Annotated in this window: 26 protein-coding genes; 9 read left to right on the top strand and 17 right to left on the bottom strand. The window is 65.4% G+C overall.

The genetic code is table 11. The features are described from left to right. The coding region (locus OSB52_RS12580; RefSeq protein WP_266061991.1) for a helix-turn-helix transcriptional regulator at positions 1–537 on the top strand (537 nt) is incomplete at its 5' end. Here OSB52_RS12580 and thmT read toward each other — a convergent pair. From thmT to OSB52_RS12550, 6 genes are read right to left on the bottom strand one after another with little or no spacing between them, the layout of a single operon-like run. Further along, positions 516–755 (bottom strand): 2-hydroxymuconate tautomerase, encoded by a 240-nt coding sequence (gene thmT / locus OSB52_RS12575; protein ID WP_235721549.1) that lies wholly within the window; start codon positions 753–755, stop codon positions 516–518. The two genes, OSB52_RS12580 and thmT, sit on opposite strands and share 22 nt — an antisense overlap. A 1-nt stretch (position 756) precedes the next feature. Continuing rightward, positions 757–1,554, bottom strand: a complete 798-nt coding sequence (locus OSB52_RS12570) for a 2-keto-4-pentenoate hydratase (protein ID WP_266061988.1) — start codon at positions 1,552–1,554, stop codon at positions 757–759. Continuing rightward, positions 1,551–2,345 (bottom strand): 2-keto-4-pentenoate hydratase, encoded by a 795-nt coding sequence (locus OSB52_RS12565; protein WP_266061986.1) that lies wholly within the window; start codon positions 2,343–2,345, stop codon positions 1,551–1,553. Before OSB52_RS12565 ends, OSB52_RS12570 begins: the two co-directional genes overlap by 4 nt. Positions 2,346–2,368: 23 nt before the next feature. Then, positions 2,369–3,178 (bottom strand): IclR family transcriptional regulator, encoded by an 810-nt coding sequence (locus OSB52_RS12560; protein ID WP_235721546.1) that lies wholly within the window; start codon positions 3,176–3,178, stop codon positions 2,369–2,371. A 3-nt stretch (positions 3,179–3,181) separates the two neighbouring features. Continuing rightward, complete coding sequence (locus OSB52_RS12555; protein ID WP_235721984.1) at positions 3,182–3,706, bottom strand: flavin reductase family protein; 525 nt, start codon at positions 3,704–3,706, stop codon at positions 3,182–3,184. Positions 3,707–3,725: 19 nt separating this feature from the next. Continuing rightward, the gene (locus OSB52_RS12550; protein ID WP_266062001.1) at positions 3,726–5,231 is read right to left on the bottom strand and encodes a 4-hydroxyphenylacetate 3-hydroxylase family protein; all 1,506 of its coding nucleotides are present in this window, start codon (positions 5,229–5,231) and stop codon (positions 3,726–3,728) included. 240 nt (positions 5,232–5,471) lie between these two features. Between OSB52_RS12550 and OSB52_RS12545 the strand changes: the two genes are divergently transcribed. Next, on the top strand, positions 5,472–6,464 hold the full coding sequence (locus OSB52_RS12545) for a helix-turn-helix transcriptional regulator (protein WP_266061983.1): 993 nt from the start codon (positions 5,472–5,474) through the stop codon (positions 6,462–6,464). A 178-nt stretch (positions 6,465–6,642) separates the two neighbouring features. Here the strand turns inward: OSB52_RS12545 and OSB52_RS12540 are convergent, their stop codons facing one another. Next, positions 6,643–7,932 carry a lipase family protein gene (locus OSB52_RS12540; protein ID WP_266061980.1) on the bottom strand — a complete coding sequence of 430 codons (1,290 nt, stop codon included), beginning with the start codon at positions 7,930–7,932 and terminating at the stop codon, positions 6,643–6,645. 357 nt (positions 7,933–8,289) lie between these two features. Between OSB52_RS12540 and OSB52_RS12535 the strand changes: the two genes are divergently transcribed. Then, positions 8,290–9,450, top strand: a complete 1,161-nt coding sequence (locus tag OSB52_RS12535) for a TY-Chap domain-containing protein (RefSeq protein WP_266061979.1) — start codon at positions 8,290–8,292, stop codon at positions 9,448–9,450. Positions 9,451–9,689: 239 nt separating this feature from the next. On the opposite strand, the gene OSB52_RS12530 is transcribed toward OSB52_RS12535, so the two are convergent. From OSB52_RS12530 to OSB52_RS12515, 4 genes are read right to left on the bottom strand one after another with little or no spacing between them, the layout of a single operon-like run. Then, a complete protein-coding gene (locus OSB52_RS12530; protein WP_266061978.1) occupies positions 9,690–10,547 on the bottom strand; it encodes a 3-hydroxyacyl-CoA dehydrogenase in 858 nt (285 codons plus the stop codon). After that, positions 10,544–11,617, bottom strand: a complete 1,074-nt coding sequence (locus tag OSB52_RS12525) for an ABC transporter permease (protein WP_266061976.1) — start codon at positions 11,615–11,617, stop codon at positions 10,544–10,546. The genes OSB52_RS12530 and OSB52_RS12525 overlap by 4 nt, the downstream gene beginning before the upstream one ends. 18 nt (positions 11,618–11,635) lie before the next feature. Further along, positions 11,636–13,399, bottom strand: coding sequence for an oleate hydratase (locus OSB52_RS12520; protein ID WP_235721539.1), 1,764 nt, complete (start codon positions 13,397–13,399; stop codon positions 11,636–11,638). Positions 13,400–13,428: 29 nt separating this feature from the next. Further along, positions 13,429–14,079 carry a TetR/AcrR family transcriptional regulator gene (locus tag OSB52_RS12515; protein WP_235721538.1) on the bottom strand — a complete coding sequence of 217 codons (651 nt, stop codon included), beginning with the start codon at positions 14,077–14,079 and terminating at the stop codon, positions 13,429–13,431. 466 nt (positions 14,080–14,545) lie between these two features. Between OSB52_RS12515 and OSB52_RS12510 the strand changes: the two genes are divergently transcribed. After that, positions 14,546–15,340, top strand: coding sequence for a CPBP family intramembrane glutamic endopeptidase (locus tag OSB52_RS12510; protein ID WP_235721537.1), 795 nt, complete (start codon positions 14,546–14,548; stop codon positions 15,338–15,340). Between the two features lie 77 nt (positions 15,341–15,417). Further along, positions 15,418–16,179 carry a hypothetical protein gene (locus tag OSB52_RS12505; protein WP_266061974.1) on the top strand — a complete coding sequence of 254 codons (762 nt, stop codon included), beginning with the start codon at positions 15,418–15,420 and terminating at the stop codon, positions 16,177–16,179. Between the two features lie 6 nt (positions 16,180–16,185). On the opposite strand, the gene OSB52_RS12500 is transcribed toward OSB52_RS12505, so the two are convergent. Beyond that, positions 16,186–16,593, bottom strand: coding sequence for a hypothetical protein (locus tag OSB52_RS12500; protein ID WP_235721535.1), 408 nt, complete (start codon positions 16,591–16,593; stop codon positions 16,186–16,188). A gap of 270 nt (positions 16,594–16,863) precedes the next feature. On the opposite strand from OSB52_RS12500, the gene OSB52_RS12495 reads away from it, so the two are divergent. After that, positions 16,864–17,466 carry a hypothetical protein gene (locus OSB52_RS12495; RefSeq protein WP_266061971.1) on the top strand — a complete coding sequence of 201 codons (603 nt, stop codon included), beginning with the start codon at positions 16,864–16,866 and terminating at the stop codon, positions 17,464–17,466. A gap of 23 nt (positions 17,467–17,489) precedes the next feature. On the opposite strand, the gene OSB52_RS12490 is transcribed toward OSB52_RS12495, so the two are convergent. Together OSB52_RS12490 and OSB52_RS12485 are read right to left on the bottom strand one after the other, a co-directional pair. Next, positions 17,490–18,122 (bottom strand): AMIN-like domain-containing (lipo)protein, encoded by a 633-nt coding sequence (locus tag OSB52_RS12490; protein WP_266061969.1) that lies wholly within the window; start codon positions 18,120–18,122, stop codon positions 17,490–17,492. 73 nt (positions 18,123–18,195) lie between these two features. After that, positions 18,196–18,684 (bottom strand): hypothetical protein, encoded by a 489-nt coding sequence (locus OSB52_RS12485; RefSeq protein WP_266061967.1) that lies wholly within the window; start codon positions 18,682–18,684, stop codon positions 18,196–18,198. A gap of 109 nt (positions 18,685–18,793) precedes the next feature. Here OSB52_RS12485 and OSB52_RS12480 point away from each other — a divergent pair, with 109 nt between their 5' ends. Next, a complete protein-coding gene (locus tag OSB52_RS12480) occupies positions 18,794–20,533 on the top strand; it encodes a DUF3556 domain-containing protein (RefSeq protein ID WP_266061966.1) in 1,740 nt (579 codons plus the stop codon). Between the two features lie 461 nt (positions 20,534–20,994). Here the strand turns inward: OSB52_RS12480 and OSB52_RS12475 are convergent, their stop codons facing one another. Next, positions 20,995–21,930 carry an alpha/beta hydrolase family protein gene (locus OSB52_RS12475; protein ID WP_266061964.1) on the bottom strand — a complete coding sequence of 312 codons (936 nt, stop codon included), beginning with the start codon at positions 21,928–21,930 and terminating at the stop codon, positions 20,995–20,997. Positions 21,931–22,009: 79 nt separating this feature from the next. Continuing rightward, positions 22,010–23,188, bottom strand: a complete 1,179-nt coding sequence (locus tag OSB52_RS12470) for a low temperature requirement protein A (RefSeq protein WP_266061962.1) — start codon at positions 23,186–23,188, stop codon at positions 22,010–22,012. Positions 23,189–23,365: 177 nt separating this feature from the next. Here OSB52_RS12470 and OSB52_RS12465 point away from each other — a divergent pair, with 177 nt between their 5' ends. Next, positions 23,366–23,713: a histone-like nucleoid-structuring protein Lsr2 gene (locus OSB52_RS12465; protein ID WP_266061960.1), complete on the top strand. Its 348-nt coding sequence runs from the start codon at positions 23,366–23,368 to the stop codon at positions 23,711–23,713. Here OSB52_RS12465 and OSB52_RS12460 read toward each other — a convergent pair. Further along, a complete protein-coding gene (locus OSB52_RS12460; protein WP_266061958.1) occupies positions 23,644–24,666 on the bottom strand; it encodes a DMT family transporter in 1,023 nt (340 codons plus the stop codon). The genes OSB52_RS12465 and OSB52_RS12460 overlap by 70 nt on opposite strands. Positions 24,667–24,702: 36 nt before the next feature. Here OSB52_RS12460 and OSB52_RS12455 point away from each other — a divergent pair, with 36 nt between their 5' ends. Continuing rightward, on the top strand, positions 24,703–25,275 hold the full coding sequence (locus tag OSB52_RS12455; RefSeq protein WP_266061957.1) for a TetR/AcrR family transcriptional regulator: 573 nt from the start codon (positions 24,703–24,705) through the stop codon (positions 25,273–25,275). Positions 25,276–25,277 lie beyond the last annotated feature (2 nt).

Here is a 25,277-nt window from a genome sequence, read left to right as displayed (position 1 = left end):
CAGGTTGCCGAGAACCGACTGGACAACTCACTCGGCCAACGATTCTCGGCTGAGAAAGGCATCGATCGGGTGGCGTCGAACCTGTTGGTGGACCTCGCTTCACACGACGACGACTTCACCGCCGGCGACCTGACCGCGGTGACGTCGGCAGTCCTCGACGTGGTTGCCGCAGCGGTGAATACACGAGTTCCGGCGGCAACACTCATCGAACGCGCACATGATGCCGACCTGCGCGTGGTGCAGCAGGTGATGGTGCGCGAGATCAGCAATCCCGATCACCGTCTCACCGATGTGGCCGGCGAGGTCGGCATGTCGGTGCGGTATATCCACAAACTGTTCAGCGCCGCCGGCACCACCCCGCGAACCTGGTTGTACGCGCGGCGTTTCGACCGTGCGCGGTCGCTGTTGTTGCAGACCGACCTGCCGGTTGCCGACATCGCCGAACAACTCGGCTTCCGCGACGTGTCGCACTTCAGCCGGGCGTTCAGCAAGCATTTTGGCACCAGCCCGGGCCGCTACCGCACCGCCGGGTCCTGACTGTTCGACGGGGCATCATTCGCCGACGTCGCGGCCCGCTCCGCGATCGTCACGTCGCCGGCGGCAAAGTGCGTCGGTGGCACTTCCCGGACCACCACGCGGATGTTGGCCGCCGGCGCACCGACGGCTCGTTGGGCAGCCGCGGTCAGCTCGTGGATGAGCGCGCGGATCTGCTCGTCAGAACGCCCTTGTGCCAGCGTCACATCGATGAACGGCATGTCACCCTCCCGCAATCGTGATCGAGCCCAGCGAGGTGAAGTGGGCGGCCACCCGCGCGCCTTCGGGCACGGCCACCGCATCGGTCATGCCGCCGGTGAGTACCGTCCAGCCGGCCTCGAGCGTGTGGCCACGAGCGCCCATGGTGTTCGCGGCGAACGCAAGCGCCTCCGCCGGGTGGCCCAGAACCGCTGCGCCGGTGGCACTGTCGATGACGTGACCGTCGACTTCCAGGAGACATGCCTCCAGGCCGAGGTCCAGGTCGGCGGGTCTACGTGGCACGGGTCCGGTCACGTACACACCCGACGAGTTGTTGTCGGCGACGGCATCGGCGAGGGTGAACTTGAAGCCGGAGTAGCGGCTGTCGATGATCTCGATGGCGCCGACGACCGTGTCGACCGCGGCAAGCGCCTGCGCGGCCGTCACACCCGGTCCCTTCAGTGGTCGTTTGAGCACGAAGGCGATCTCGGGTTCGGCCCGTGGATGAATGAGCTGGGCACGCGGCACCGGCAGACCGGCAGGCAGCACCATCGCGTCGGTCAGCCATGCCACCGACGGCACATCGACACCCATCTGCCGCTGCTTGGCGCGTGAGGTGAGGCCGAGTTTGACGCCGGTGATCACCTCACCCCGCGACAACCGGTCGGCCAATGCCACATCCTGTGCGGTGTAGGCGATGTCCAGATCGAGATCAGGCCATTCGGCCTGGATGGACATGCGGGCGGTGCGGGTGCGTTCGGCGGTCAGCAGGATGTCGGCAACGCGGGCCGCACTCCACACTGTGGCGGTCTCCGTGGTCATCGGTCTTCCTTTCCTGCGAGAACTGCGGTGACGCTGCCGACGCCGGCGATGTCGGCGACCACCGCATCACCCGGGGCGATCGGCACGGCCTTGGTCATCGATCCGGGCAGGACGACGTGTCCGGGTTCGAGTGTCACGCCGAGCGGACCGACGGTGTTGGCGAGCCACACCAGAGCGTTGAGGGGTGAACCCAGCACAGCCCCGCCGGCGCCGGTGGCGATGAGCTCGCCATTGACGTGCAGGGTGCAGCCGGCCAGCCGTAGGTCGACATCGGCGAGCCGGACCGGGCGGCTGCCGAGTACCACGCCACCGGAGGAGGCGTTGTCGGCGACGGTGTCGAAGATGCCGATCTGCCAATCCTGGATGCGGGAGTCGACGATCTCCAGCGCGGGCAGGCAGAAGTCCACGGCCGCCGCAGCTTCCGCGACGGTAACGCCGGGTCCGCGCAGCGGCTTGGCCAGTACGAACGCCACTTCGGGTTCGATGCGCGGTTGGATGAATGTGTCCGCGGGAATCGGCTGGTGTTCAAGGTGGAACATTTCCGCGGTGAGGTGGCCGAAGTCGGGTTGGTCGACATTCATCTGGCGCTGGATGGCGCGGGAGGCAAGCCCGACCTTGTGCCCTTTCACCACGTCGCCGTCCTTTACCCACGACTCGACCTGGGCGAGTGCGATCTCGTAGGCCGTCGACAGCGGGGCGTCGGCGAAGCGTGCGGCGATCGGTGAGATCGGTTGGCGGGTGCGGTAGGCCGTCAGCAGGGCATCGGCCGCCCACTGCACATCAACGGTCATCGGATCTGCTTTCTGTGGAAGGGTCAGCCGGCGACGGCGCGCAGGCTGGGGTCGTCACGGTCCTGGCCGAACGGCTTGTCGACGGCGGCCACGAGCGACTTCGAGATGGCCCCGGCTGCAGCGATGACGGCCCGCCGATACTCGTGGTGGCCGGCTTTGAACCTGGTCTCGGGCGCGGTCATGCTGATGGCGGCGACCACCACGCCCATCTCATCGCGGATGGGCGCGGCGACGCAATGCACCTCGGCGACAGCTTCCCCGGAGTCGTAGGCACAGCCGTTGCGCAGCACCGCCCCCAACTCGCGCTGCAGGTGGGCCGGGTCGGTGATGGTCGACGACGTGAATCGGCGCAGCGGCTTGTCGGTGATGTTGCGTTCGATCTCGGCGGTGTGACAGTGCGCCAGCAGCACCTTGCCGACGGCGCTGCAGTGCGCGTCCAGGTGGGCGCCGACTCGTGCGCCGTTCACATTGATGACGTGGTTGCCCAGCACCTTGTCGACGTACATGACGCGGTAGCGCTCCATGATCGCCAGATGTGTGGTCTCGCCGTACTCCTCCGACAGGGCCTGCAGAATCGGTGCCGCGCAGGTCTTCACGTCGACGGTGCCCTGCAGAGTCTGATTGAGTTCTACCACCCGCCAGCCGATCCGGTAACGACCGCGCGATCTGCACTGCAGTAAGCCGATGTCGACGAGTGACGCCAGCAAGGCATGAGCGCTCGATCGCGGCAGCCCGAGTTCACCGGCGACCTCGGTGACCCCCCACTCCGGCCGCTGCACGGTGAACAGGTCGAGGACCGGGCCGATCTTCTGGACGGTTTGCAACGCGGCCATGTCCTAGAACCCCCAGCCGTCGGAGGTACCCTGCAAATCCAGGGCGCGGAAGCTGCCGGTGTAGAACAGCAGCGGCCGTCCGTTGTCGTACCAGAGTTCCTCCACCTGACCGACATGCAGCGTGTGGTCGCCCGCCGGATGCGAGTCGGTGACCGTACACGACAGGTGCACCAACGCCCCATCCAATAGCGGAACCCCTCTTCGCCAGGTGAATCTCACCAAGTCGGGTTCATGCGCGGCACCGGCGAAATGCAGCGACAGCGGTTCCTGATCGCCAGCGAGGATCGACACACCGTAGCGGCCGGTCTCGGTGATCTTGTCGTTCATCCTCGCCCGGTTGGCGATCGACACGAGCACCAGCGGCGGGTCCAGCGAGACCGAGGTGAATGCGTTGGCGGTCATGCCGTGCACGGACTCTTCGCCTGGCCCTTCGGCAGTGGTGACGATGGTGACCCCGCTGGCGAACCGTCCGAGCGCCTTCCGCATCCGCGGCGGTGTCGGGTCCAGCTCGAGGGTGTGGTCGGTAATAGTGCTCATGGCAGCCCTCTCAGCGCCGGACGATGGCGAGGTCGTCGTTGTTGATCAGGTCCGGTCGGGTCCAACCGTCGACGTTGTACTCCGACATGCACTGTTCGGCGAAGCCCTTGAGTGCCAGATCCTGCCCGGTGCCCTGGTAGGCGAACAGGGTCTGGAAGCGAACGGCTTCGTGGTCGCCACCGTAGTTGCGTTCGTACAGTTCGTGGCGTCCCCCAAACTCGGAGCCGACAGCGTCCCACAGCAGTTTGAGCAACTGCACGCGGTCGATGGCGGCGATGCCGTTGGAGCCGCGGACGTACTGGTTGAGATAGGGCTCGATGTCCGGGTTGCCCCAATCGTCGGCGTGGGAGTTGAGATAAATCAGACCGCTACCGAGCACCTGCTGGATGATCTCCTTGACCCGCGGATAGCCGATACCCATGAAGGTTCGGTACGCCAAGCCGTAGTTGAGATTCGGCTGCACCGCACCGTTGACCCACTCGTCGGGCGACTTGGCCATCGCATCCGAGAGGCCCCAGAACATGTCGCGCCAGTTGAGGATCTCGCCAACCTGCATCTGCACCCCGCGGAATCCCGCGGAGCCGGTCATCTCCACGCCCTTCATCACGCAGCCGGCGATGAAGTCCAGTTTCACCGCCAGGCGGGCGCAGCCGTGGAACATGAAGCGGTTGAGAAAGCCGGAGCGCATCACGAAGTTGTTGGTGGTGTCGACGTCATAGGCGAAGACGTTCTCCCACGGCACCAGTACCCGGTCGAGCACCATGATGGCGTCGTTCTCGTCGAACCGGCTCGACAGCGGATAGTCGAAGGGGGTGCCCATCACCGCGGCGTTCATCTCATACGAGGTCCGGCACAGCAGTTTCAGGCCCTTCGAGTCCATCGGGATGGTGAAGATCAGGCCGTATTCCTTCTTACGCAACGGCAGTCCGTAGTGCGCGATGAAGTTGGCGTTGGTGATGGCCGACCCCGTCGCCACGACCTTCGCGCCGGAGACGATCAGGCCGGCATCGGTTTCGTCGACCACATGCACGCACACGTCGGCGGTCTCGTCGGCAGGCTTGTCGCGGTCGATCGGCGGGTTCACGATCGCGTGATTGAGGTAGAGCATCCGCTCCTGCGACTTCTTGTACCAGTCCAGCGCGTTCTGCTTGTAGTCGCCGTAGAAGTCGGCATTGGCGCCCAGGGTGCCCAGGAAGGATGCCTTGTAGTCGGGTGATCGGCCCATCCAGCCGTACACCTCTCGCTGCCAGGTGACGATCGCGTCGCGGGCGGCGACCAGATCATCCGCCGAGTGCGCCGTCTTGAAGAACGGATGGGTGAAGCCACCGTTTCCGGTGTCGGTCGGTACCGCCAGCACACCCTGCGCGTCGGGCTGATGCATAGCGTCATACATCCGGGCGATCGAGCGCGCCGAATTCCGGAATGCCGGATGCGTGGTCACATCGTCGACGCGTTCTCCGCGAAAATAGATCTCCCGGCCGTCCCGCAGCGATTCCAGATACTCTGCGCCGGTCATGGGGCGGACGTCGTTCTCCTCGGATGCGGTTGCTGCCGGGTTCACTGTTGCGGGTGCTGATGTCACGGAACAAACCTCCTGGTACGGACCGACGATGTGCCCGATCGCCGGGTCATCGGTCGAATCTGTTGCGTGGGTGCCGAAATGACAGCCACTCGCGGGACCGTGACGTTTCGGTGTATGTTGGCCGAGCCACGTCCCTGTGACGTAGAACACTAAGAGGCGGAGGTGTGGCGCGGAATGGCTGAGAACGAACAGTCACATGGCGGATTGCGCACGGCCGACACCGACGATGTCGTCGAGCTACGAACCGGTGATCTCGATTCAACCGAAGGGCGAGCCGAATGGGCGCGCACGATCGGCCAGCTCTACGGCGAGATGGACGTGACCTGGGACAAACCCACCGAGCGCTACGACGCCGAGTGGGGCGGGCGCGCGTTTGGTCGGCTCCACGTGAGCGCGATCCGGTCCGACGTCCAGACCGTCGTCCGGTCACCGGCCATGATCCGCGACAGCGGAGAGGATGGCTACCTGCTGCTGATGGTGACCGACGGCGCGGTGGAGGTCACCCAATGCGATCGGACGGCAGAACTAGGGCGCGGCGCGTTCGCGATGGTGAACCTCAACCGACCCTTTGTATTTCATTCACTTGTTCCGTTTCATCAAGTGGCGGTGCGTATTCCGACGTCGCTGATGGAATCTCGGCTGCCGGCACGACTTGCCGGCCACGCGGTTGCGCGAACATATGAACCCTTGGGGGCGCCTGCTGTTCTGGGACGTCTGCTGGCAGACCTGGCCGGCAGCGACGAGTCCATGTCGCAGTCGACGAGAGCTTCGTTCGGGTCGGCCACGGTCGACATGCTCGCCGCAGCGCTGAGTGAGACGACCTCCATTGGCCCCGCGTTGACGCAGCGGGAACGGGATCTGGCGCGGATCGCCCAGATCATCTCCGATGGGCTGCACGACCCGTACCTCAGCCTGCCCGACGTTGCGGCTGCGGCCGGGATGTCGTTGCGCAACATGCAGAAACTGGTGAGTGCCACTGGACACACGCCAACCGGCCTGCTGCATCAAGCTCGTGTCGAGCGAGCCAAGAATCTTCTCCTGACGACCGACCTGTCGGTCGCCGATGTTGCGGCAGCCGTCGGATACCTCGACGTGTCGCATTTCAGCCGCACATTTCGCCGCCTCACCGGGCACAGCCCGGGGCGGTTTCGCGCGGCGAACTCCTAGTCGCTACTTTTTCCCGCAGGTGCAGTTCTCGCCACACTGGCAGTCGGGCCCGCAGGTGCAGTCGGGGTTGTCGCAGCCTTTTGTATTGTCAGCCATGCATATGAGCATACGCGCTCGCCGGCTCGCTGCGTCGTGCTCGACGCGGCCACCGCGAATGGGTGTCGGTGGGCCATACCCGCTACGCAGCAGGTTGTTCCCCATCGTTGTGCGGGGTCGGCTCCACCGACCGCCCCCGTCCGGTCAACTTCATCGTCCACCGCGGACGACGCTGTCCGGCAACAGCACTCACGGTCCGATCGCTCGCCGGCCGCCCCTCGAGACGATCCGCCAACCACCCCACCGCCATCGGCCCCGACAGCGGCAGCAGCGAGTAGTGCTCGCTGAGCTGGTCGCGGACGTAGGTGACCGTGGCGCCCTGCTCGCGGTAGCGGGCGACCTGACCGTCGATGTCGTCGACGGCGATCACCTCGTCGTGCACCGCCTGCACCACCAGCAGCGGGATCGTCGGGGCGTGGGTGCCGAGCTGGAGGTCGTCCATCATCTCGACGATGTCGGGTTGGGCGAGCAGGTCGGCGAGCGGGATGTCGAGGTAGTCGTCGATGTCGTGGTGGCGGAACTGCCGCACGGCATCGAGCACCGGCAGCCGGGCGATCTCGTCGAGGTGCCGTCGCCCCTTCTCAGTGGCATGCTCGCCGATCGCCCGTTCCAGCTGCGGATAGACGCGGCGCAGGCCGGCGATCGCCATCACCGGCAGCCCGGCGTGCAGGCCACCGTTGAGCCGCATCAGCGCCGAGGCCATGTCACCGACCGGGGACCCGAGCACCGCGCCGATCAGGTTGAGCTCGGGCGCGTAGTCCGGTGCAACCTCCGCTGCCCACGACGTCGCCATCCCACCACCCGAGTAGCCCCAGAGACCGACAGGAGTGTCGGCGGGCAGTTCGTGATGCGGGAATGCCAGGGCGGCGCGGATGCCGTCGAGGGTGCGGTAGCCGGGTTCACGGGGCGCGCCCCACGCACCGACCATGCCCTCGTGGTCTGGGATGGAGACCGCCCAGCCCTTGGCCAGTGCACGACGCACCACCAGGAATTCGAACGGCGCGATGGTTCGGACCGAGTCGGCACCCTTGCGCAGTGCATACGACGGAAAGCATTGGCTCGAGACCGCGTCGATGGCGCACTGGAACGACAGGAGCATGAACCGGCCGGCGGGCGCGGGCTTGCGCGGCAGCACCACGGTGGTCGCCGCCACACCGGCGCCGCCGTGCAGGTCGGTCGAGCGGTACAGCAACTGCCACGCCTGGCTACGGTGATGCGACGCCCAGTAGTCCTTGAGCTCCACTTGGCGTGACCGGATCAGGTCGCCGGGCCGCATACGGTCCAGGTCGGACGGGACGTCGTAGAACGCATCGTCGTCGGGTAGCAGCAGGTCGGCAGCGTTGGCCGGCCCGCGCGCGGTCTGCGTGGTCATGGTCACCTCGGTTCGGCCCTGTTGGGTGTCGATCCACGTTGATCCCCCCTGTTCAGAGCCTGTTTGTGCTGTGTTCAACGCCGTGGCCTCGACAGCGATTCCATCGACCTCGCCGCGGCGACGGTTCACCTGACCTGCGGATGTAACGCGACACCCATCGTTGCGCGATGCAACAATGACACCGCCACCGGAATCAAGCCCGCGTTCCGAGGGCGTATCCCACCGAGACGATCGCGTCATCCTGTCGGATACCTCCCCTATGGTTCAGACACCGAGAAGCACCGCGACACCGTCCTGCGAGCGGTCCACCACTGCCGCCGCACCGGTCACGTCGCACGCCTGACGAGAGGAGATGCCATGCGCGACTTCGATTTCGACGCATCTGTCGATGACGCCTGGCGTGCGTTCCGCATCGACCTGGCCGACCGGGCCGCACAGCTGCGCGCCGACGACGAGCATCATATGGTGCAGGTCCAGCAGTCCCCCGACGGCCCGCGAGGCACCCTGACGTTCACCGTCACCCGCGCGCACCGCATCCGCTGCACCGCGCATGTCGCCGACCTGCACCCCGCACCGAACGTCCACGCCGAGCAGCTCGACGCGCTAACGGCAGCCGGGTGGCGGCTGCTGCGCGACGGACGGCTGATCGTCGAGGTCAGCCGCCGCCACGTCGACCGGTTGGCGCAGGTCGCCGTCGACGCGCTGCGCGAGAACTGGGAGGTCGTGCACCCGTCCTTCCTCGAACAAGACCTCCCTGTTATCCGCGAAGCGTCCGTCGCCGTCGGCGCACACCCGGTGTCGCGCGAGCACCTGCTGCGGTTGATCGTGTCCGCGCTGCAGGACATCGCCGGCCGCCGCATCACCGTCGACGACGACGGCGACATCCCGCTGCCCACCGGGTCGCTCGCGTCGTGGCTGCGGGTACTCACCGAGGAGCCGACCATCGAGTTCGTCGCGACGCTGGTCGACGAGGTGCCCGACACAGCGATCGCCGCGGAGTTCATCGCCACCGAATCGGTGCGCTGGCCGGGCATCACGCTGGTGCTGCACCAGGGATCGCTGATGGCGTTCTCATCGGTCCCGATGACCGCATTCCACCGGGAGAACCTCACTGCAGCCGTCGGGCACTGGTTGCAGTTCACCGCAGAGACCGCGCCCGGCATCATCAGCGCACTGGCCGGCTCCGGTCCCGCCGCGCAGAACGAGGCGCTGCCCGATCCGCTACAGACGTTGATCGTGCTCGACGAGGACGGCTCCACCCTCGACCCGCACGAGGTCGCGACGATCTGCCGCCATGACCAGTCGGCCATCCTCGACTACATCCGCACCAGCCAGGAGCAGTACCTGGAGTGGATGAAGTCGGCGGCCGAGGCCGACCTCGCGGGCGACGCCGACGAAGCGGCGGCCTGCCGACACGAGGAGCAGGCGTGGCGGGCAACCACCGAACAGTTGCGCGCGGCGTTGCGGGTGGTGGTGTTGCGCGGGGACGGGGATGTGCCGTCCCAGCGAGTGCGGTGAATCGGAGCACCATCCACGTCTACCGCTCCATCGACGCGTCGGTCAGCGTGTCATGCAACGCTTTTGGTCCGTCGAAGGCGGAGATCAATGCAATGGCGACACTCACCTTGTCGAGATCGGTCCGCATTCCCCGATCCGGTCAGGTGGACGGTGTTCGCGGAAGAAAGAAGCGCTCGCAGTCCCGATAGCAACGTTCGATACGGAAGCTCTGTGTTCGATATCGCGGCGCGAGGTCACTACTACGTGTACTTGTAAAAGCCTTCGCCGGTGGATGTTCCGAGCTTTCCTTTGTCGATGTAGTTGGTTTTCAGGTAATCGGCGAACTGCTGCTGGATCGGACTCTCTGATGCCGCAGCGATGTTGCGGGCGGTCGTGAGACCCACGATGTCGAAGATCTGAAACGGGCCGAGTGGCGCGCCCGTACCGATCCGCCAGGTCTTGTCGACAGTCTCGATGTCAGCATACCCACCGACAAGAAGTTCCGCGGCGGCGTCGAGAAGCGGCACCAGCAGCGAGTTCAGGACGTAACCCGCCTTCTCCTTCTTGAGTTCCACCGGCACCATGCCCATGCGTTCGGCGAAGTCCACAGCGGTCTGGAACACCGCATGATCGGTGTCGCTGGTGCCCATGATCTCGGCAGTGTTCTGTGCCCAGATGTGATTGGCGAAATGAATGGCGAGGAACTTCTCCGGTCGGCCGGTGAAATCCTTGAGCGAGCTGGGCAACAGCGTCGACGAGTTCGTCGCGAAGATCGTGTGCTCGGGGGCCGATCCTCCGACCCGCGTCCATGTGTCCCGCTTGATGGAGGGATCCTCGGGCACCGCCTCGATGACGAGATCCGCCTCGGCGAGCGCGGTTGTGAGGTCGGTCGTGAGCGTGATCGACGTGGCCGTGTGACGAGCTTTGTTTGCGTAAGTCGCGCCCTCCACATCACTTTCGTAGGTGTCGGCCAACTGCTGGAATCGCGTGCCGGCCGCGGTGACGGCGTCGTCGCTGATGTCCCACGCCGTGACGTGGAAGCCAGCGTACGCTGCCTGGTAGGCGATCTGTGAGCCGAGCACCCCGGTGCCCAGAACGGTCAGATTCTCGATCGTCATGATGGTTCTCCTTGCGTGTGATGGTGGTTGTGTCTGATCGGGTGTATGGGGTCCACGTCGATGACGGAGCGACGAGAACTTCTGTTGCCGAGTATGTTCCAAACCAGAACGACGAGTGTGCCGGCCCCTGCGTAGAGACCGAGGCAGAGCAATGCGAAACCGTTGCCGGCCTGTGGGAAGTAGAGGGAGTTTCTGATGAGCTCAGCGCCTCCTCCGGTTGGGAGCCACTCGCCGAGCACCGCCCAGAATCTCGGGAGGAAGTCCCACGGGATAGACGCGCCGGAAATCGTTGCGCCGACAAGGAAATAGAACGCACCAGACAGCGATCCCACCGGCCCGAACAGCGTGACGAATCCTGCGGTGGACCCGGTGATCGCCAGGGAGACGAGCGTGTATGTCCAGAAGAGCTTCGTGGTATCCGACGAGCCGCCGACGCCGAAGAACGACGAGAACAGCAGGACGATGGCAGCCGAAACCACCGCGTAGGCGACGAGCGCGGCCACATGACCGACGCCCCGGCGCAACGATTGCGGCACACGCGGCATCAATCGTCCCAGCCCGAGCGAGGCGATGCTGCCACCGAGCGAGATCACCTGGAGGATGTAGCCCAGTGACGATCCGTTGATGTCCTCGTCGGAGAGTTCGACCACATCGACCGGCAGGGTCTGCGACATCCCGTTCTGTTCATTGACTTCGGCGGCAACTGCTTTCACGGCCGTGGCGGGCAGCGCTCCGCCCGCCCCGGCCGTGACGGCGACGACGCCGTCCGGGGTCACCTCTAAGCCGCCCGCCTCGGTCCGCTTCTCCACGGCGTCCGTCAGTGCATCGAGTGTCGGATACCCGGTGACATCGAACGATCCGTCGGACTCCAGACTTGCCGTCAGCTGTGCCGTTTGCTGGTCTGACCCGACGATGCCGATGGGCATCTCGCGCGGCGACGGCGAATGGCCGACTGCCAGATAAAACGTACCCAGGGCGAACTGGGTGAGCCCGCCCAGGAGCACCACGGCGAGCAACAGCCTACGATACTTGGCGCCGAACGTCATCGGTTCGGGTGACAGCAAGATCAATGGTGTGGTCCTTCGATGTCAGATCAGATCACTGTCGCTGAGCAACTCGCCGATCTCGGTTCGGTCGAGCTTGGCCAGCAGTCGCTTTCGGAGGAACTCGGGTCCGGGGAGGCGGATCTCTTGACCATCGCGAACACGACTGGTCGCCGCGAGGAGGCTGCGGATGTCGTAGGTCGAGTTGAACACCTCGGGCACGCCCCGCTCGACGTCGAGAAGGGTGTAGACGGCCTCCATCGGTGTGCGCACCGAATACTCGGTGGTGAAGATGCAATCACGTTCCTTCGATTCGGCGAACTGGCCGATGAAGGCGAAGTTGACTGCCCCCTCCGGCACCACGTCGGGTCGATCCCCGGCCTGCCTGGGCATGAAGAATGAAGTGACGTAAGGCATCATCACGGGAACCGTCTTGGCGCCGGTGGCGGCCAGTTCGGCGATGTCCTCGACAGGGACGCCGAGGTGGTAGAGCCACTCCTGCGTGATCTCCTCGCCCGTGCAGTTCTGCATCGGCTTCTTCACGTAGTCCCCAGGGGTATCGACGAAGAGCGCGTACACCCATACGACGATCTCCTCGGCTTTCTGTGCCTTGAAATGCGGCTGGCGGTTCACCGTCCAACTCAAAAGCCACTGTGAGTCCTTGGCGGTCACGATCCCACCGGTGACGACCTTGCCGCTGAAAGGGTCTCGCTTGCAGATCTTCTCGATGTAGCCCGGTATGCGGGGGTCGACGGTGGTGACTGTCGCCGATTCCCACTTCGTCTGCGGGATATGGCCACCGAAAACATCGGGGCGACCGAATGAATCGTCCTTCGCGGCGATACGCCGCCACAGATCCCACGCGGGAGCAGGGCCTTCGTCGAGCTCGGCCGGATGATGGTGATCTCCGTTGAACGAGTTCTCGGTCAGCGACCCGATCGTCATGAACAGCAGATCGTTCTCGCTGAGGCTGGTGCCACCCTCGGTGCCATTCTCGTCGATCCAGTGGAGGTACGACGCCTGCTTGCGGCCGGAGCGGATGTCGAAATCGACGTCGGTGACCTCGGTGTCGAAACGGAACTGGACGCCTTGATCGAGCAACCACGTGTACAGCGGCAGCACCAGCGATTCGTACTGGTTGTACTTGGTGAACTTCAGCGCGGAGAAGTCGGGGAGACCGCCGATGTGATGGATGAACCGGTGCAGGTAGAGCTTCATCTCCAGCGCCGAATGCCATTCCTCGAAGGCGAACATCGTGCGCCAGTACAGCCAGAAGTTGCTGGCAAGGAATTCGTCGGAGAAGACCTCGTCGATCCGCTTGTTCTCCATCTCTTCCCGGGTGGCGAGGAAGACCTTGACGATGTCCTTCTGCGCCTTGTCGGACAGCGCGAAAAGTCCATCGGTGTGTGCGTCTTTCCCGCGGTCCACGGTCGCACGTTGCAGCGAGTAGTTGGGGTCGTCGCGATTGAGGCGATAGAACTCGTCGAGCACGCTCGCGTCCTCGACCTCGAGCGAGGGAATCGAACGGAAGAGATCCCACAGACATTCGAAGTGGTTTTCCATCTCGCGACCACCGCGAATCACGAAACCCTTCTCGGGATGCTTTATGCCGTCGAGCGCACCGCCGGGAAGTGGCAAGCGCTCCACGATGGTGATCCTGTCTCCTGGCATCTGTGCATCGCGGATGAGGAATGCCGCCCCCGACAGCGACGACAATCCTGCACCGACGAACCACGCGGTCTTCTCATCGACTCCGGCCGGCCTGCGCGGCCGAACGAACGCCTCGTAATTGCCACTGGTGTAACGCATCTGTTCTTCCTTCTCTGTGTAGTGAGATGTCAGCGATCCTCAAATGTCAGACGGGCGAAGAATCCCTCCACCGCAACACCGGCCTGCGCCCGGATGTCCTCGATCGGATCGCGGTCGGTGTGCGTCCGCGTAGAGGGGCGGGCGATTGCGAGGTGGGTGACCCCGAATACCATGTTCGCCGCGAGCGCGGCGAGCTGCGGATCCGGGCTCAGGCCCCGCTGCCGGGCGTCGTCGATCATCCGTCGAGCAATCCGATCCTGCAGTCGCAGAATGAGATCCAAACCCTCGGCGCGATACATGTCGTCGGAACTCCCGAACAGCAGTTCACGCTGGTAGGCGAGCCCATTCGTCGGATGGCGGTGCGCGTACTCGACAATCGGCAGCACCATCTGAGTGACTGCTTCCGCGGTCTCGCTCTCGACGGCGCCACGCTCCGCGCCGGCCTCGAGCGCGGTCCGAAGCATGTCGTTGAGCACCATGAGCAGGAGCTCACCCTTCGACGACGCGTACCGGAAGACGGTCCCGATCGCGACATCGGCCCGCTCGGATACCTGGCCGGTCGAGACGTCCTCGAATCCACGCTCCGCGAAGAGTTCGGCAGCGGCACGAAAGATCCGGTCCTGCTTGTCACGCATGTTGCGCGCTCTGCGGCCACCGGATTGGGGCGACAGGGTCGTCATGGCTCGAACCTCCAAGAGATAATGAGTGGACTCAATAATGAGTGTACTCCACAACTGAGCCATCGCCAGTCGACCAAGGAAATCCACCGACCCTGTGGCGTTCCTCCATCCCGGCGCAGGCGTCACTGACTCCGAATCTGCTCGGTGCACTGGACTCAGTGGGCGCCACCTCAGACGACGGTGCATCGGTGCCTGGTGTCTGCGTCGACGGCACCTACGATGTCGAGGACTCGGACGGTGCTGTCGGCCCCCGGATAGAGCCCATCCGACGTCACCGGTGCCGGCGGTGTGTTTGGGTACCTCCGAGGCGTCCGGCGGTGGTGGCACCGTGGTCGCGATCGATGGCACATCAGCGTTGTTGGGTGGTCGGCAGTAGCCCGCCGACTGTCGACGGTCCTGAGTGCGCTGAACGTTGCGGGCACCGGTACGTTCAACGCACACCGCAACGACGATCGGAGCGCCGCCGATGACCGCTGAGCCGATTCAGGGCAGACGACGACTCCCCATATGGGGCTTCATCGTGCTGGCCATCGGATATCTGGCGATCATCCAGACGGTGCCGCTGCTGACCACCCCGGACGGCGCCGAGTACGGCAACTTCGAAACCGTCTCCGAGATCACCCGCGGATTGTGGGTGACCACCGGCCTGGGCTGTCTGATCGTGCTGATCGCGGTCGGAGTGCTGCGCTGGTGGCGGCCGGTGTTCGTCGAGGAGAACCGCCTACCCCGGTGGGTGTGGCTGTTTCCGGCGGTGATGCTGTTCGCGATCGTCGCCGGAACCGCCTACTCGCGGTTGGCCGACAAGGGTCTCACCTTCACCATCCTGCTGCTGCTCGGCACCCTGGCCGTCGGGTTCAGCGAAGAGGGCATCTTCCGCGGCATCGGTGTGGTGAGCTTCCGCGACGCCGGTTACAGCGAGCCCATGGTTGCGCTGTGGACGTCGGTGCTGTTCGGGTTGGCGCACGCCACCAACCTCTTCTCCGAAGGCGTCGGCGCCATCCCGCAGGTGCTGACGACCGCCATCGCCGGGTACTTCTTCTACCTCGCACGGCGCGTGTCGGGGACGCTGATCTTCGCGATGGTCCTGCACGGCCTGTGGGACTTCGGGCTGTTCACCAACACGATCGGCGACGACATTGGTCTCGGCGCGATGCTGTTCATCCTGGTCGACATCATCCTCGCCATCATCGCGTTCGCGACCATCCGCAAGCTCTTCGCACTGCGCAAGACCGCGTCCGCGGACGTGCCGCCGAATACCTGACCCGGGTATTTCAGCGCGGTTTCAGCATCGGCGTCGCACACTCGGGGCATCTGTCGTCCGGCCAGGAGTTCCCGACGGTGTGGTCCGCCACTGCTCGCACGTTACTGATGGCTGTGCTGTCGGCGGCCGGATTCCTCGCACTGCCTGCCGAGCCTGCGGCTGCGACGCCCGCGCCGATCAGACCCGCTCCCCCGCCCGGGTCGCTGATCGTGGCCTTCGCCGACAATCAACTCACCTACTGCTCGCTGATCTGTCCGCATCTCGTCGACTTCGTCGTCGACGTCCCGCGGGCGCTGGTGCAGGCTCCAGGTGTGTACGACTCGGCCCGCTCGAACGGCCATTCCCTCGAGCGCGCAACGGGTATCGCGGCGGCGACGGTCACCGCACCGGCCCGCTCGGCGATGAGCGGGATCATCGACAACGACCTTAACCTGGTGTTGCCTCGCGCACAGAACGCCCTCGAGGTGGCGGTGGTGGAGATACTCGACGTGGCCGACGTCGCGTGGTCGGGCGCAGATTCGGCGGCAGTGGGAGCACGCGTCGACACCGGCCGGGCGCGTGTGCTCGACGCCCTCACGGCACCGATCGTGCCGAATCCACCACAGATCGCCGTGCCGACGACCCCCGCGCAGCAGGCGGCGCTCGCCGTCGTCGACACCGGGTCCGCGGTGTTGTTCCAGGCTCCTGAGATCCTGATGACCGGTGCCACCGAGTCGGCCGACGTCGCCGCGAGCGAACTCGCCGTCAGCGGAGATGTCGATCGTGCGCGGGCGGGCGGGATGACCCGATTCGGCGAGTTCCTCGACGCGGCGGACGCGGTCATCGACGCCACCCGATGAGCACGGTCAGCGACTCGCGACGAGGTGGCTGACCACGATCACCACCGCCGCCATCAACCCCGACATCGCGAGCAGGAAGTCTGCGCCGGAACCGGCCGCAGCCGCCCACACCCCACCGAGCACGGCCACGGCAATCATCGCCCAACCGACGCGGCGCACCAGCTCCCAGCGCACGGGCGGTCGCGCCGCAATCGCGGCCATCGCCAGATAGCCGGCGGTATCTGCCGCGCCGTCCACCACTGCGAAGACCCCGCTGCGCGGTACGTCGGCGATTACCGGCAGCGTCGACGTCGCCAGCGTCATCATCAGCCCGGCCAGCGCGAGCGTGATGACGAGAACGCTCTCACGACTGGTGGGGTCCAATGGTCTGCCACGGTCCGGGTCGTCGGGGTCCGGGTCGTCGGGGTCGGTCATGGTCTCCGTCCAGAATCGGTGCCTCCACGCTACGTTTTTGTGGTGTGGGGGGTGACCCTTCGTGACGCCCTCCGCAAGCTCCGGGCTCCTCAGGGACCAGATGTTGCGACGCCCTGCGCAAGTCCTCGGACACCCTTGCGCCGTCCCGTGCGGGAGAGCACGATTATCGGTGGAGTGGCTGCGGCCATGGGCCGTCGGTGTGCGACGGGACCTGCGACGGGTCGGCCACCACCAGATGATCTCACTGCGGAAATCCGCACGGAGGCAATCATGTTCATTCAACTCTTCCAAGGAAAAGTATCCGATGCCGACGGGCTGCAACGCTGCCTCGACCGATGGGACACCGAACTGAAGCCGGGCGCGACCGGCTACCTCGGCACCACCGCCGGCATCACCGACGACGGCACCTTCGTGGCGCTGGCTCGGTTCGAATCCCAAGAGGCCGCGAAACGCAACAGCGAACGTCCCGAACAGGGCACCTGGTGGGCCGAGACCGAGCAGTGCTTCGACGGCCCGGTCACGTTCATGGACTGCACGGATGTCACCGAGTGGATGCAGGGCGGTTCCGACGACGCCGGCTTCGTCCAGATCATGGAAGGCCACTCCAGCGACGTCGGCCGCATGCGCGAGCTGATGGGCGAAGTGTCCGACCGGGTGCACGAGGGTCGCCCGGACATCATCGGCGGACTGCTGTGTGGCGACGGCAGTGACTCGTATGTGGAGGCCATCTACTTCACCTCCGAGGCCGCGGCCCGCGAGGGCGAGAAGATGGAGATGCCCGACGATCTGCGGCCGCTGTTCGAAGAGGAGATGCGGTTGATGGGCGACATCTCCTACTACGATCTGCACACCCCGCTGCTGGCGTCGCGCTGAGGATTGTCACCCGCCGATGTCGGTCAATGCGCCAGGTACATGACGATGTCGGTGGTGCCGTCGTCGGCGCGACGGGATTCGACGGCGAACGGGGTGGTGTGGTCAACCCCGACGCCCAGCGTGGTGACACCTTCGAAGGAGGTGGCGAAAGCGATCTCGCGCAGTGTGCGGTACTGCTCGTCGGCCGTGAAGTCGAAGGTGTCGGTCAGTTGTGGGTCCAGCACCGGCGCGGACACCGAGACCTGCAGGAACGCGTCACCGCGGAGCGGGACGGGTCGACCCGATCCGTCCTCGGTGACCTGCGGTACGTAGCGGACGTTGAAGCCGACGTCGGAGTCGGTGTCGGTACGGATGACGATGGTGTCGAAACAGTCTCCGGCGCTGGGGGTCACGTCGGTGACTCCGCCGTCGGTGACCGGGGCGAGCGGCGGTGCGGTGTCGGTGGCGGTGTTCCAGGTGGCTGGGTCCATGCCGTCCTCGACACAGTTGGTGTTGCCCGGTGATCCGGCGGCTTGGCTACTCGCCGCAGTGCTGGGGGTGACAACCAGCGTGCTGGTCACGGTGGCGACACCCACGTCGTCGTCGGAGTCGCCACACCCGCTCAAGGCCGCCGCGCCGACCAGCATCACCGCCACCGCCATCGCCCGTCGTTTCATCATCACGCTCCCTCAGATCCGGCATCGAGCGTAGTGGCGGTCTAAGACTGACTGCGGCACGATGCGCCGTCGGTCAGGTGAATACCTCCGACGATGCCCGCTGGTGCAGCTCCTGCAGGGTCCGCGCCTGACGTTTCGCGTCCTCGTCATAGATCCGTAGCTGCTCAACGGTGCCCGGATCGACGACGTCGTCGCCGATGGCGATGCCGAGTTCCCACATCGCCTTCTTCGCCAGTACCAGTGACCGCATCGCCTCAAGCGCGAGGACGCGCCGAAACCGCCCGCGGGTGGGGCGCAACGGGGCCACGACGCGGCGCACCCCGGCGGTGAGAGCGAACGTCGGCGGTACCCACGACTCGGACAAACCACTCACCGACGCCGCCCAACCCCGAGCGAAGGTGGCCTCGTCGGCGAGTTCGTCCGGTAGGTGGTCGAGCCGGCCGTCGGTCCAGGGATCACCGGCCAGCAGTTCGGCCAATCGAATGCCGGCGCCCGCGCCGACGAGGTGCATGCGCAGATACGTCGCGAGGAGTTGACGGCGGTACGGACTCGGAGTGGTCATGGTGACCGGATACCCAGGACAGGGCGGGTTGAACACGTGCCTGCCGCTCTGAGCCACGACATCCGCGTAGCGCTACCAAGCAACTGCTTGCTTTGCTAGCTTGCCCACGATGGGATTCCTGAAGCAGAACACCCCTGAGATCGACTTCCCGACGTGGAGTCAGGGGACGCGGGCGGAGAAGATCCGCCCGATGGCGAAACACTGGGCCGAGGTCGGGTTCGGGACACCGGTGGCGTTGCACCTGTTCTATGTCGGCAAGATCGTGGCTTACGTCCTGGTCGGGTGGATCATCGTCGTCGCGACCCCGGGTATCGACGGGTTCTTTGATGTCACCGCCTGGTACAACGAGCCGATCGTCTTCCAGAAGGTCGTGCTGTACACGATGCTGTTCGAGGTCATCGGCCTCGGCTGCGGATTCGGGCCGCTGAACAACCGGTTCTTCCCGCCGATGGGATCGGTCCTCTACTGGCTGCGACCGGGCACCATCCGCCAGCCGCCGTGGCCGGCACGCATCCCGCTCACCCGCGGCGACACCCGCCGACCCCTCGACGCGGTGCTCTACGGCGCCTTCCTGCTGATGCTGCTGGTGGCATTGTTCGGTTCCGGTACCGGACCGATCCCCGCGCTCGACACCACCGCCGGCGTTCTGCCGGTGTGGCAGATCTGGACGATCCTGATACTGCTCGCGGTCCTCGGCCTGCGGGACAAGACCGTCTTCCTCGCGGCCCGCGGCGAGGTGTACGCGGCCCTCACGGTGACGTTCCTGTTCGCCGGCGCGGACATGATCATCGGCGCGAAACTGATCTTCCTGTGCATCTGGCTGGGCGCGGCCACGTCGAAACTGAACAAGCACTTCCCGTTCGTGATCTCGACGATGATGTCGAACAACCCGATCTGGCGGTCGCCGGCGATCAAACGCAAGTTCTTCGAGAACTTCCCCGACGACCTGCGCCCCGGACGACGCTCCCGCTGGATCGCCCACTTCTCCACCGCCGTCGAGGGTCTGGTCCCGATCGCGCTGTTCTTCTCCCACGGCGGCTGGATCACCGCGGTGGCAGCCACCGTCATGCTGATCTTCCATTTCGGCATCCTGTCCTCGATTCCGATGGGGGTGCCGCTGGAATGGAACGTCTTCATGATGTTCGGCGTGCTGGCGCTGTTCGTCGGCCACGCCGACATCGGCCTCACCGACCTCCAATCCCCCTGGCCGATCGTGTTGTTCGCGGTGTCGGCGGGCACTGTGGTCCTCGGTAACCTCTCGCCACGCACCGTGTCGTTCCTGCCCGGCATGCGCTATTACGCCGGCAACTGGGACACCAGCCTGTGGTGCATGAAGCCGTCGGCGTCGGCGAAGATCGAGAACGGCATCGTCGCCATCGCCTCGATGCCGGCCGCGCAGCTCGAGCGGTTCTATGGCTCCCCCGAGGCGGCGCAGATCCCGCTGTACATGGGATATGCGTTCCGCTCCTTCAACAGTCACGGCCGGGCATTGTTCACGCTCGCCCATCGCGCCATGGCGCCCCACGACGAGTCGGCGTATGTGCTGACCGACGGCGAACGCATCTGCTCGACGGCGATGGGGTGGAATTTCGGCGACGGCCACATGTGCAACGAGCAGCTCATCGCCGCGCTACACAGCCGCTGCCGGTTCGAGCCGGGCGAGGTACGTGTCGTGCTGCTCGACGGGCAGCCCATCCACCGGCAGACCCAGCAGTATCGGCTCGTGGACCCGGCGATCGGTGAACTCGAACGTGGCTACGTCAACGTAGCCGACCTGGTGACCCGCCAACCGTGGGACGACACCGTCCCGGTGATCGTCACCTGGCGCGCTGACGCCGGGGCGGTCTGAGCAACAGATAGACCTGGTGTTCGCCCCGCCGCAACCCCGCTCGAGTCGTCGAACCGTGCCTCACTATGCACGATCGCCGCGGCAGCCTTCACTGACCGAGTCGGCATGCAACACACCACGACCCCGGCGCCAGGGAGAGTGGGCACCGGGGTCGTGGCAGCTGGGTGTGGCGGGTCGGGGTTTACTTCCACACCCAAATCCAGCGGCGCAGGCGCTTGTCGAACTGGCGAACCCGACGACGGCGGCGCTGCGGGGCGATGTTGGTGTTCTTGGCGGGAGTCGGCATCGTTGCCCTTCCTGTTCGGTCCGGCCTCACGCCGGCGCATCTCTGACAGGAACAACGATGCGCCCCGAACCTGGTCAGCACATCGGGTCCGGCTGGGAGATTGCTGACAGGACATCCGAGGTCTTTGCTCAGGACTCGGCTCCCCTGACGATGGACCACAGCCGCTGCATGGCAGCTATTCCTCGGTCAGCTCGTCCAGCGACGCCTCCGAGGTCGCGCTGATGACATCGAGCACCCGCTCGTAGGACGGCGCGTCCGATGAGACGATCGCCGCGTGGTCGATGTCGGAGAGCAGGACCAGCGAGGCGGTCCCGTCCTCGCGCTCCACGGCTTCGACATAGCGGCGCGAATTGACCGGGGCCACAACGGTGTCGGCGGAGCCGTGCATCGCGATCACCGGCGTGTCCGGATCGATGTTCTGAATCGGGTCCACCGAGGTGTACCTGTCGGGCACCTCGCCGGGAGTGCCGCCGAGCACGGTCACGATGCGGTCATCACCGTGTGTCGCGGCGTAGCGCATGTCCAGGGGACCGGCCAACGACACGACTCGGGTGGGCCGGAACTCCGGACGGGAACCGACCTCGTCGTTCTCCAGTTTGTGTCGGGTTCCGCCCCACACCGCCAACTGCGCACCCGCACTGTGCCCGACGACGAGCTCATCGTCGGTGGTCAGTTGCGGGTAACGCTTGTCCACGTCGACCACATGATCGAGGGCACTGGCGATGTCGCGGAAGGTGGTCGGCCACCCGCCACCGGATCCGACGCGCCGATACTCGACGTTGTAGACCGCCATCCCCCGCGCCGCGAGGTCGCGAGCCAACGGGTCGAACAGATCCGCACCCAAGTGGCTCTGCCAGGAACCGCCGTGGATCAGCACGACCAGCGGGACGGTGTCGGGTTCCTGCGCATTGGCGGGCAGGTAGAGGTCGGCCCAGTTCTGTTCGGTGTCGGCATCGTCGACGGTGGGGTACTCGATGCGGGTGACGGTCACCTCACCCGCATCGGCACCCGAGGTCGCGACTGCGCTGTGCTGGCCGCCGGCCGGTGGTTCGGAACCATCCGAGCCACAGGCGACGGCGGCCATCACCATCGCCCCGACCACTCCGGTCATCGTGGACCTATTCAATCGCCGCACGCGGGCTCCTGTTCAGCTTCTACCACCGCGACCGCCTCTGCGGTGGTCGTTGTCGTCAGTGTTGTTCTGCTCGTTCCGAATCGCGCTTGCCTACCGGCGGGTGCAGCACCAGCACGACGACGATGGCGATCAGTAGCACCGCGGTCAGGGTCACCGGTACCGGGATGAACGGGTCGAAAAGCACCAGCAGCGCACCCACCGGCACCACCGTGTTGACGACGCGATCGGCGTTGGCGCGCATCGCTATCCACCAGATACCGAGGATGAAGATGGCGATCGGGACGGTGACGGTGAACGACGCCTGGGTTTCGGTGAGTTCGCTGTGATGGGTCAGCACGTCGATCTCCACCTCGATCCCCGCCGAGAACGCTCCCGCCGCGGCGAACACGAAGTAGTGCACATAGCCGTACCGAATCGACTGCGAAAGTGACCCGATGGCGCGATGGTGCTGCGGCCAGAAGTAGATCCAGAACAGCGAAGCAGTGACGATGAAAGTGAGGATCGCCAGCGAGATGAGGGGTGCGAGTTCTTCTTCACCATGTAGCGCCTCGATGATGGCGTTGGCTGAGGCCAACAGGCTCTCGCCCAACAGGATCAGCGTGAACAGGCCGTAGCGTTCGGTGATGTGGTGTGGATGCCACGGCGTGTTGCCCCGGCGCTCGGCGATCACCGGCACCGCCAGCTCGGCAACCACCAGCACACACCATCCGATGATGCCGACGACGTTGTGGGGAAGCAGCAAGTAAAGCAGCCACAGCACCTGCACCACAGCGATTCCCGCCGCATAGATCTGCGTGGTCCGCCGCATCGTGCCGGCCCCGCGTGAGGCACGCAACCATTGCGCAACCATCGCCAACCGCATGATCACGTAACCTGCCACGACCAGGGTCAGGTCGCGATCGGCGAAGGCGGGCTCGATCCCCGCCGCCAGCACCAACACACCGGCCATCTGGACGAAGGTAAGCACTCGATAGAGCCAGTCGTCGGTGCTGAAGGAGGTCGCGAACCAGGTGAAGTTCATCCACGCCCACCAGATGGCGAAGAACACCATCGCATACGACAGCAGCCCGTCCGCCACATGGCCTTCGGTCAGTTCATGGTGCAGCTGCACCGCGGCGATGGCCACCGCCACCACGAAAACGAGGTCGAAGAACAACTCGAGCGGACTAGCGGAGCGGCCGGGTTCGGCCGGGTCGCGCGGTCGCATGCTGCTCAGGTGAAGTTGAGGCGGCATTCTCATCTTCCCGGTGGGGTCTTGGGTCACGGACCCTCGCATCATGTCACTCGAGCCCCGCCACCGCTGTGGACATCCTTCAATGCGGATGCGGATCATCCCGCAACGCACTTATGTACTATCGTGCACCAGCGATCAAGTATGACACTGGGGAGGGTGGTCGGCACATTGGTCCGCATGCAACGCATCGAGATCGTCGACGACATGGATGGGGAACCGATCGATCCCGATGACTTCAACCGCGTCGAGTTCGAGGTGAAGCTACCCGGCCGGCGGTCGGCGCGCTACCGCCTGGACCTGCGTTCGGCGAATGTCGCCAGGTTCGAGGCGGGCATCGCAGAGTACGTCCAGATGGCAGCGCGCGTACCGACCATCGATGGCCCAACCGGTGGCTCCACGCGCGCCAAATCGCGCCAACGCAACCAGGCCATCCGGCTGTGGGCACAGGAGAACGGCTACGAGGTGTCGACACGCGGACGGCTATCGGCCGAGCTCATCGACGCATTCGACGCGGCGGCGTCGTAAGGCGCTGCCTTGTCAGACGGTTCGGCATCCGACCGTTCACCACCGCATCGGCCGCCGCGATTGACCACCCAGGTGGCACCGAGCGCCATGCTCAGCCCGAGGATGGTTGTCCACGTGAGTGGTTCGCTGTACATCGCCGCTCCCCAGACCGCCGTCACCGGCGGCATGAGGAACATCAGGGTGTTCGTCGATGTCACGCCGACCCGGCGAACGAGCACCCAGTACATGCCGAAGCCGCCCAAGGTCGAGAACACCACCAGCCACCCGATCGCGAGCCAGAAGTCCAGCGCCATCGGCGGAACCACGGCGCCGGTCGCGATCGCCAACGCGGCGAACAACGCCGCCGATGTCACACAATGCACGGTGAACGCCTCCCACACCGACATCGGCGAGTCGATTCGCCGCTCCAAAAAGGTTGCCGCAACGAGACACCCCATACCGATGAGCGGCACCAGATAAGCCCACCACGGCGCGTCGGTGGCCGCACTCGCCGCATCGGTCCCCGTCACGATCACCACGCCCGCAGCTCCGACGAGCAAACCCCACCACTGCCGTCCCGTCGCGGCGGTGCCGAGGACCGGCCCGGCCAGTGCGGCGACCACCAGCGGCTGCACGCCGTCGATGAGCGCAGTGGTCCCGGTGCTGACGCCCAGCCCGATGGCCCAGAACACGGTTGCGGCGTAGCCGAACAGTGAGAGCGCGCCGATGACGACCTGATGGCCGTAGACGCGCGCCGCACGGCGAGGTGGTGCTGCCACACGTCGCACCAGGGCGCCCACCAACACGAGAAATACGCTGACCACCACAAACCGCCATGCCAAGACGGTGGTCATCAGCGCATCGGCGGCACCGAGCTTGGCGCCGATGAATCCCGACGACCAACAGAGAACGAAGAGCACCGAAAGGGCCGGTGTCACCCACGAAGCAGCTTTACCGATCGGTGAAGTCATCATGTTCGCGACTTTACCGATCGGTGTAGTATTTGCAAGGTGAGTATCGAGGTCGACTGGACACCGAAGGCGCGGGTGATCCTCGACGCCGCTTCCGAACTGTTCTATGAACAGGGCATTCACGCCGTGGGGGTCGAGGCGATAGCCGCGCGTGCCGGCGTCACCAAACGCACCCTGTACGACCGGTTCGGGTCCAAGGAGCAACTCGTTGTCGAGTACCTACGGGCGCGGGACCTCGCGTGGCGAGAACTGGTCAATGAACGTCTCGCGCAGGCCGGCGACGAGCCGGTGACACGCCTCCGGGTGATCTACGCCGCCACCCGGGACTGGGCTGTCGACCGAAGCCCAAGGGGCTGCAGCATGATCAACGCTCATGCCGAGATCAGCGACCCCGGTCACCCCGCGTATTCGATCATCATCGGCCAGAAGCACTGGATGCTCGACCTGTTCACGCAAGTCGCCGTCGACGCCGGGATCGGGTCGTCGGCGGACGTCGGCGAGCGGCTGCTGCTCATCCATGAGGGCGCACTGGTCACCAACGGGATGGGCGTCGTCGACGATGCTTTCCGGGTCGCCGAAGAGCTGTCGGTGACGCTGATCTCCACTGGTTGACG

This window comes from Gordonia aquimaris (genome assembly GCF_026262595.1).
GTDB lineage: Bacteria > Actinomycetota > Actinomycetes > Mycobacteriales > Mycobacteriaceae > Gordonia > Gordonia tangerina.
Note: the sequence above shows the minus strand (reverse complement) of the source record. Positions and strands in the feature narration are given on the sequence as shown.

What these genes read in the sequence shown, in the direction of transcription:
- thmT (WP_235721549.1), bottom strand. Translation starts at nt 755, where the DNA reads ATGCCGTTCATCGATGTGACGCTGGCACAAGGGCGTTCTGACGAGCAG.
- OSB52_RS12570 (WP_266061988.1), bottom strand. Translation starts at nt 1,554, where the DNA reads ATGACCACGGAGACCGCCACAGTGTGGAGTGCGGCCCGCGTTGCCGAC.
- OSB52_RS12565 (WP_266061986.1), bottom strand. Translation starts at nt 2,345, where the DNA reads ATGACCGTTGATGTGCAGTGGGCGGCCGATGCCCTGCTGACGGCCTAC.
- OSB52_RS12560 (WP_235721546.1), bottom strand. Translation starts at nt 3,178, where the DNA reads ATGGCCGCGTTGCAAACCGTCCAGAAGATCGGCCCGGTCCTCGACCTG.
- OSB52_RS12550 (WP_266062001.1), bottom strand. Translation starts at nt 5,231, where the DNA reads ATGACCGGCGCAGAGTATCTGGAATCGCTGCGGGACGGCCGGGAGATC.
- OSB52_RS12545 (WP_266061983.1), top strand. Translation starts at nt 5,472, where the DNA reads ATGGCTGAGAACGAACAGTCACATGGCGGATTGCGCACGGCCGACACC.
- OSB52_RS12540 (WP_266061980.1), bottom strand. Translation starts at nt 7,932, where the DNA reads ATGACCACGCAGACCGCGCGCGGGCCGGCCAACGCTGCCGACCTGCTG.
- OSB52_RS12535 (WP_266061979.1), top strand. Translation starts at nt 8,290, where the DNA reads ATGCGCGACTTCGATTTCGACGCATCTGTCGATGACGCCTGGCGTGCG.
- OSB52_RS12530 (WP_266061978.1), bottom strand. Translation starts at nt 10,547, where the DNA reads ATGACGATCGAGAATCTGACCGTTCTGGGCACCGGGGTGCTCGGCTCA.
- OSB52_RS12520 (WP_235721539.1), bottom strand. Translation starts at nt 13,399, where the DNA reads ATGCGTTACACCAGTGGCAATTACGAGGCGTTCGTTCGGCCGCGCAGG.
- OSB52_RS12515 (WP_235721538.1), bottom strand. Translation starts at nt 14,079, where the DNA reads ATGACGACCCTGTCGCCCCAATCCGGTGGCCGCAGAGCGCGCAACATG.
- OSB52_RS12510 (WP_235721537.1), top strand. Translation starts at nt 14,546, where the DNA reads ATGACCGCTGAGCCGATTCAGGGCAGACGACGACTCCCCATATGGGGC.
- OSB52_RS12500 (WP_235721535.1), bottom strand. Translation starts at nt 16,593, where the DNA reads ATGACCGACCCCGACGACCCGGACCCCGACGACCCGGACCGTGGCAGA.
- OSB52_RS12495 (WP_266061971.1), top strand. Translation starts at nt 16,864, where the DNA reads ATGTTCATTCAACTCTTCCAAGGAAAAGTATCCGATGCCGACGGGCTG.
- OSB52_RS12490 (WP_266061969.1), bottom strand. Translation starts at nt 18,122, where the DNA reads ATGAAACGACGGGCGATGGCGGTGGCGGTGATGCTGGTCGGCGCGGCG.
- OSB52_RS12485 (WP_266061967.1), bottom strand. Translation starts at nt 18,684, where the DNA reads ATGACCACTCCGAGTCCGTACCGCCGTCAACTCCTCGCGACGTATCTG.
- OSB52_RS12480 (WP_266061966.1), top strand. Translation starts at nt 18,794, where the DNA reads ATGGGATTCCTGAAGCAGAACACCCCTGAGATCGACTTCCCGACGTGG.
- OSB52_RS12475 (WP_266061964.1), bottom strand. Translation starts at nt 21,930, where the DNA reads ATGACCGGAGTGGTCGGGGCGATGGTGATGGCCGCCGTCGCCTGTGGC.
- OSB52_RS12470 (WP_266061962.1), bottom strand. Translation starts at nt 23,188, where the DNA reads ATGCCGCCTCAACTTCACCTGAGCAGCATGCGACCGCGCGACCCGGCC.
- OSB52_RS12465 (WP_266061960.1), top strand. Translation starts at nt 23,366, where the DNA reads ATGCAACGCATCGAGATCGTCGACGACATGGATGGGGAACCGATCGAT.
- OSB52_RS12460 (WP_266061958.1), bottom strand. Translation starts at nt 24,666, where the DNA reads ATGATGACTTCACCGATCGGTAAAGCTGCTTCGTGGGTGACACCGGCC.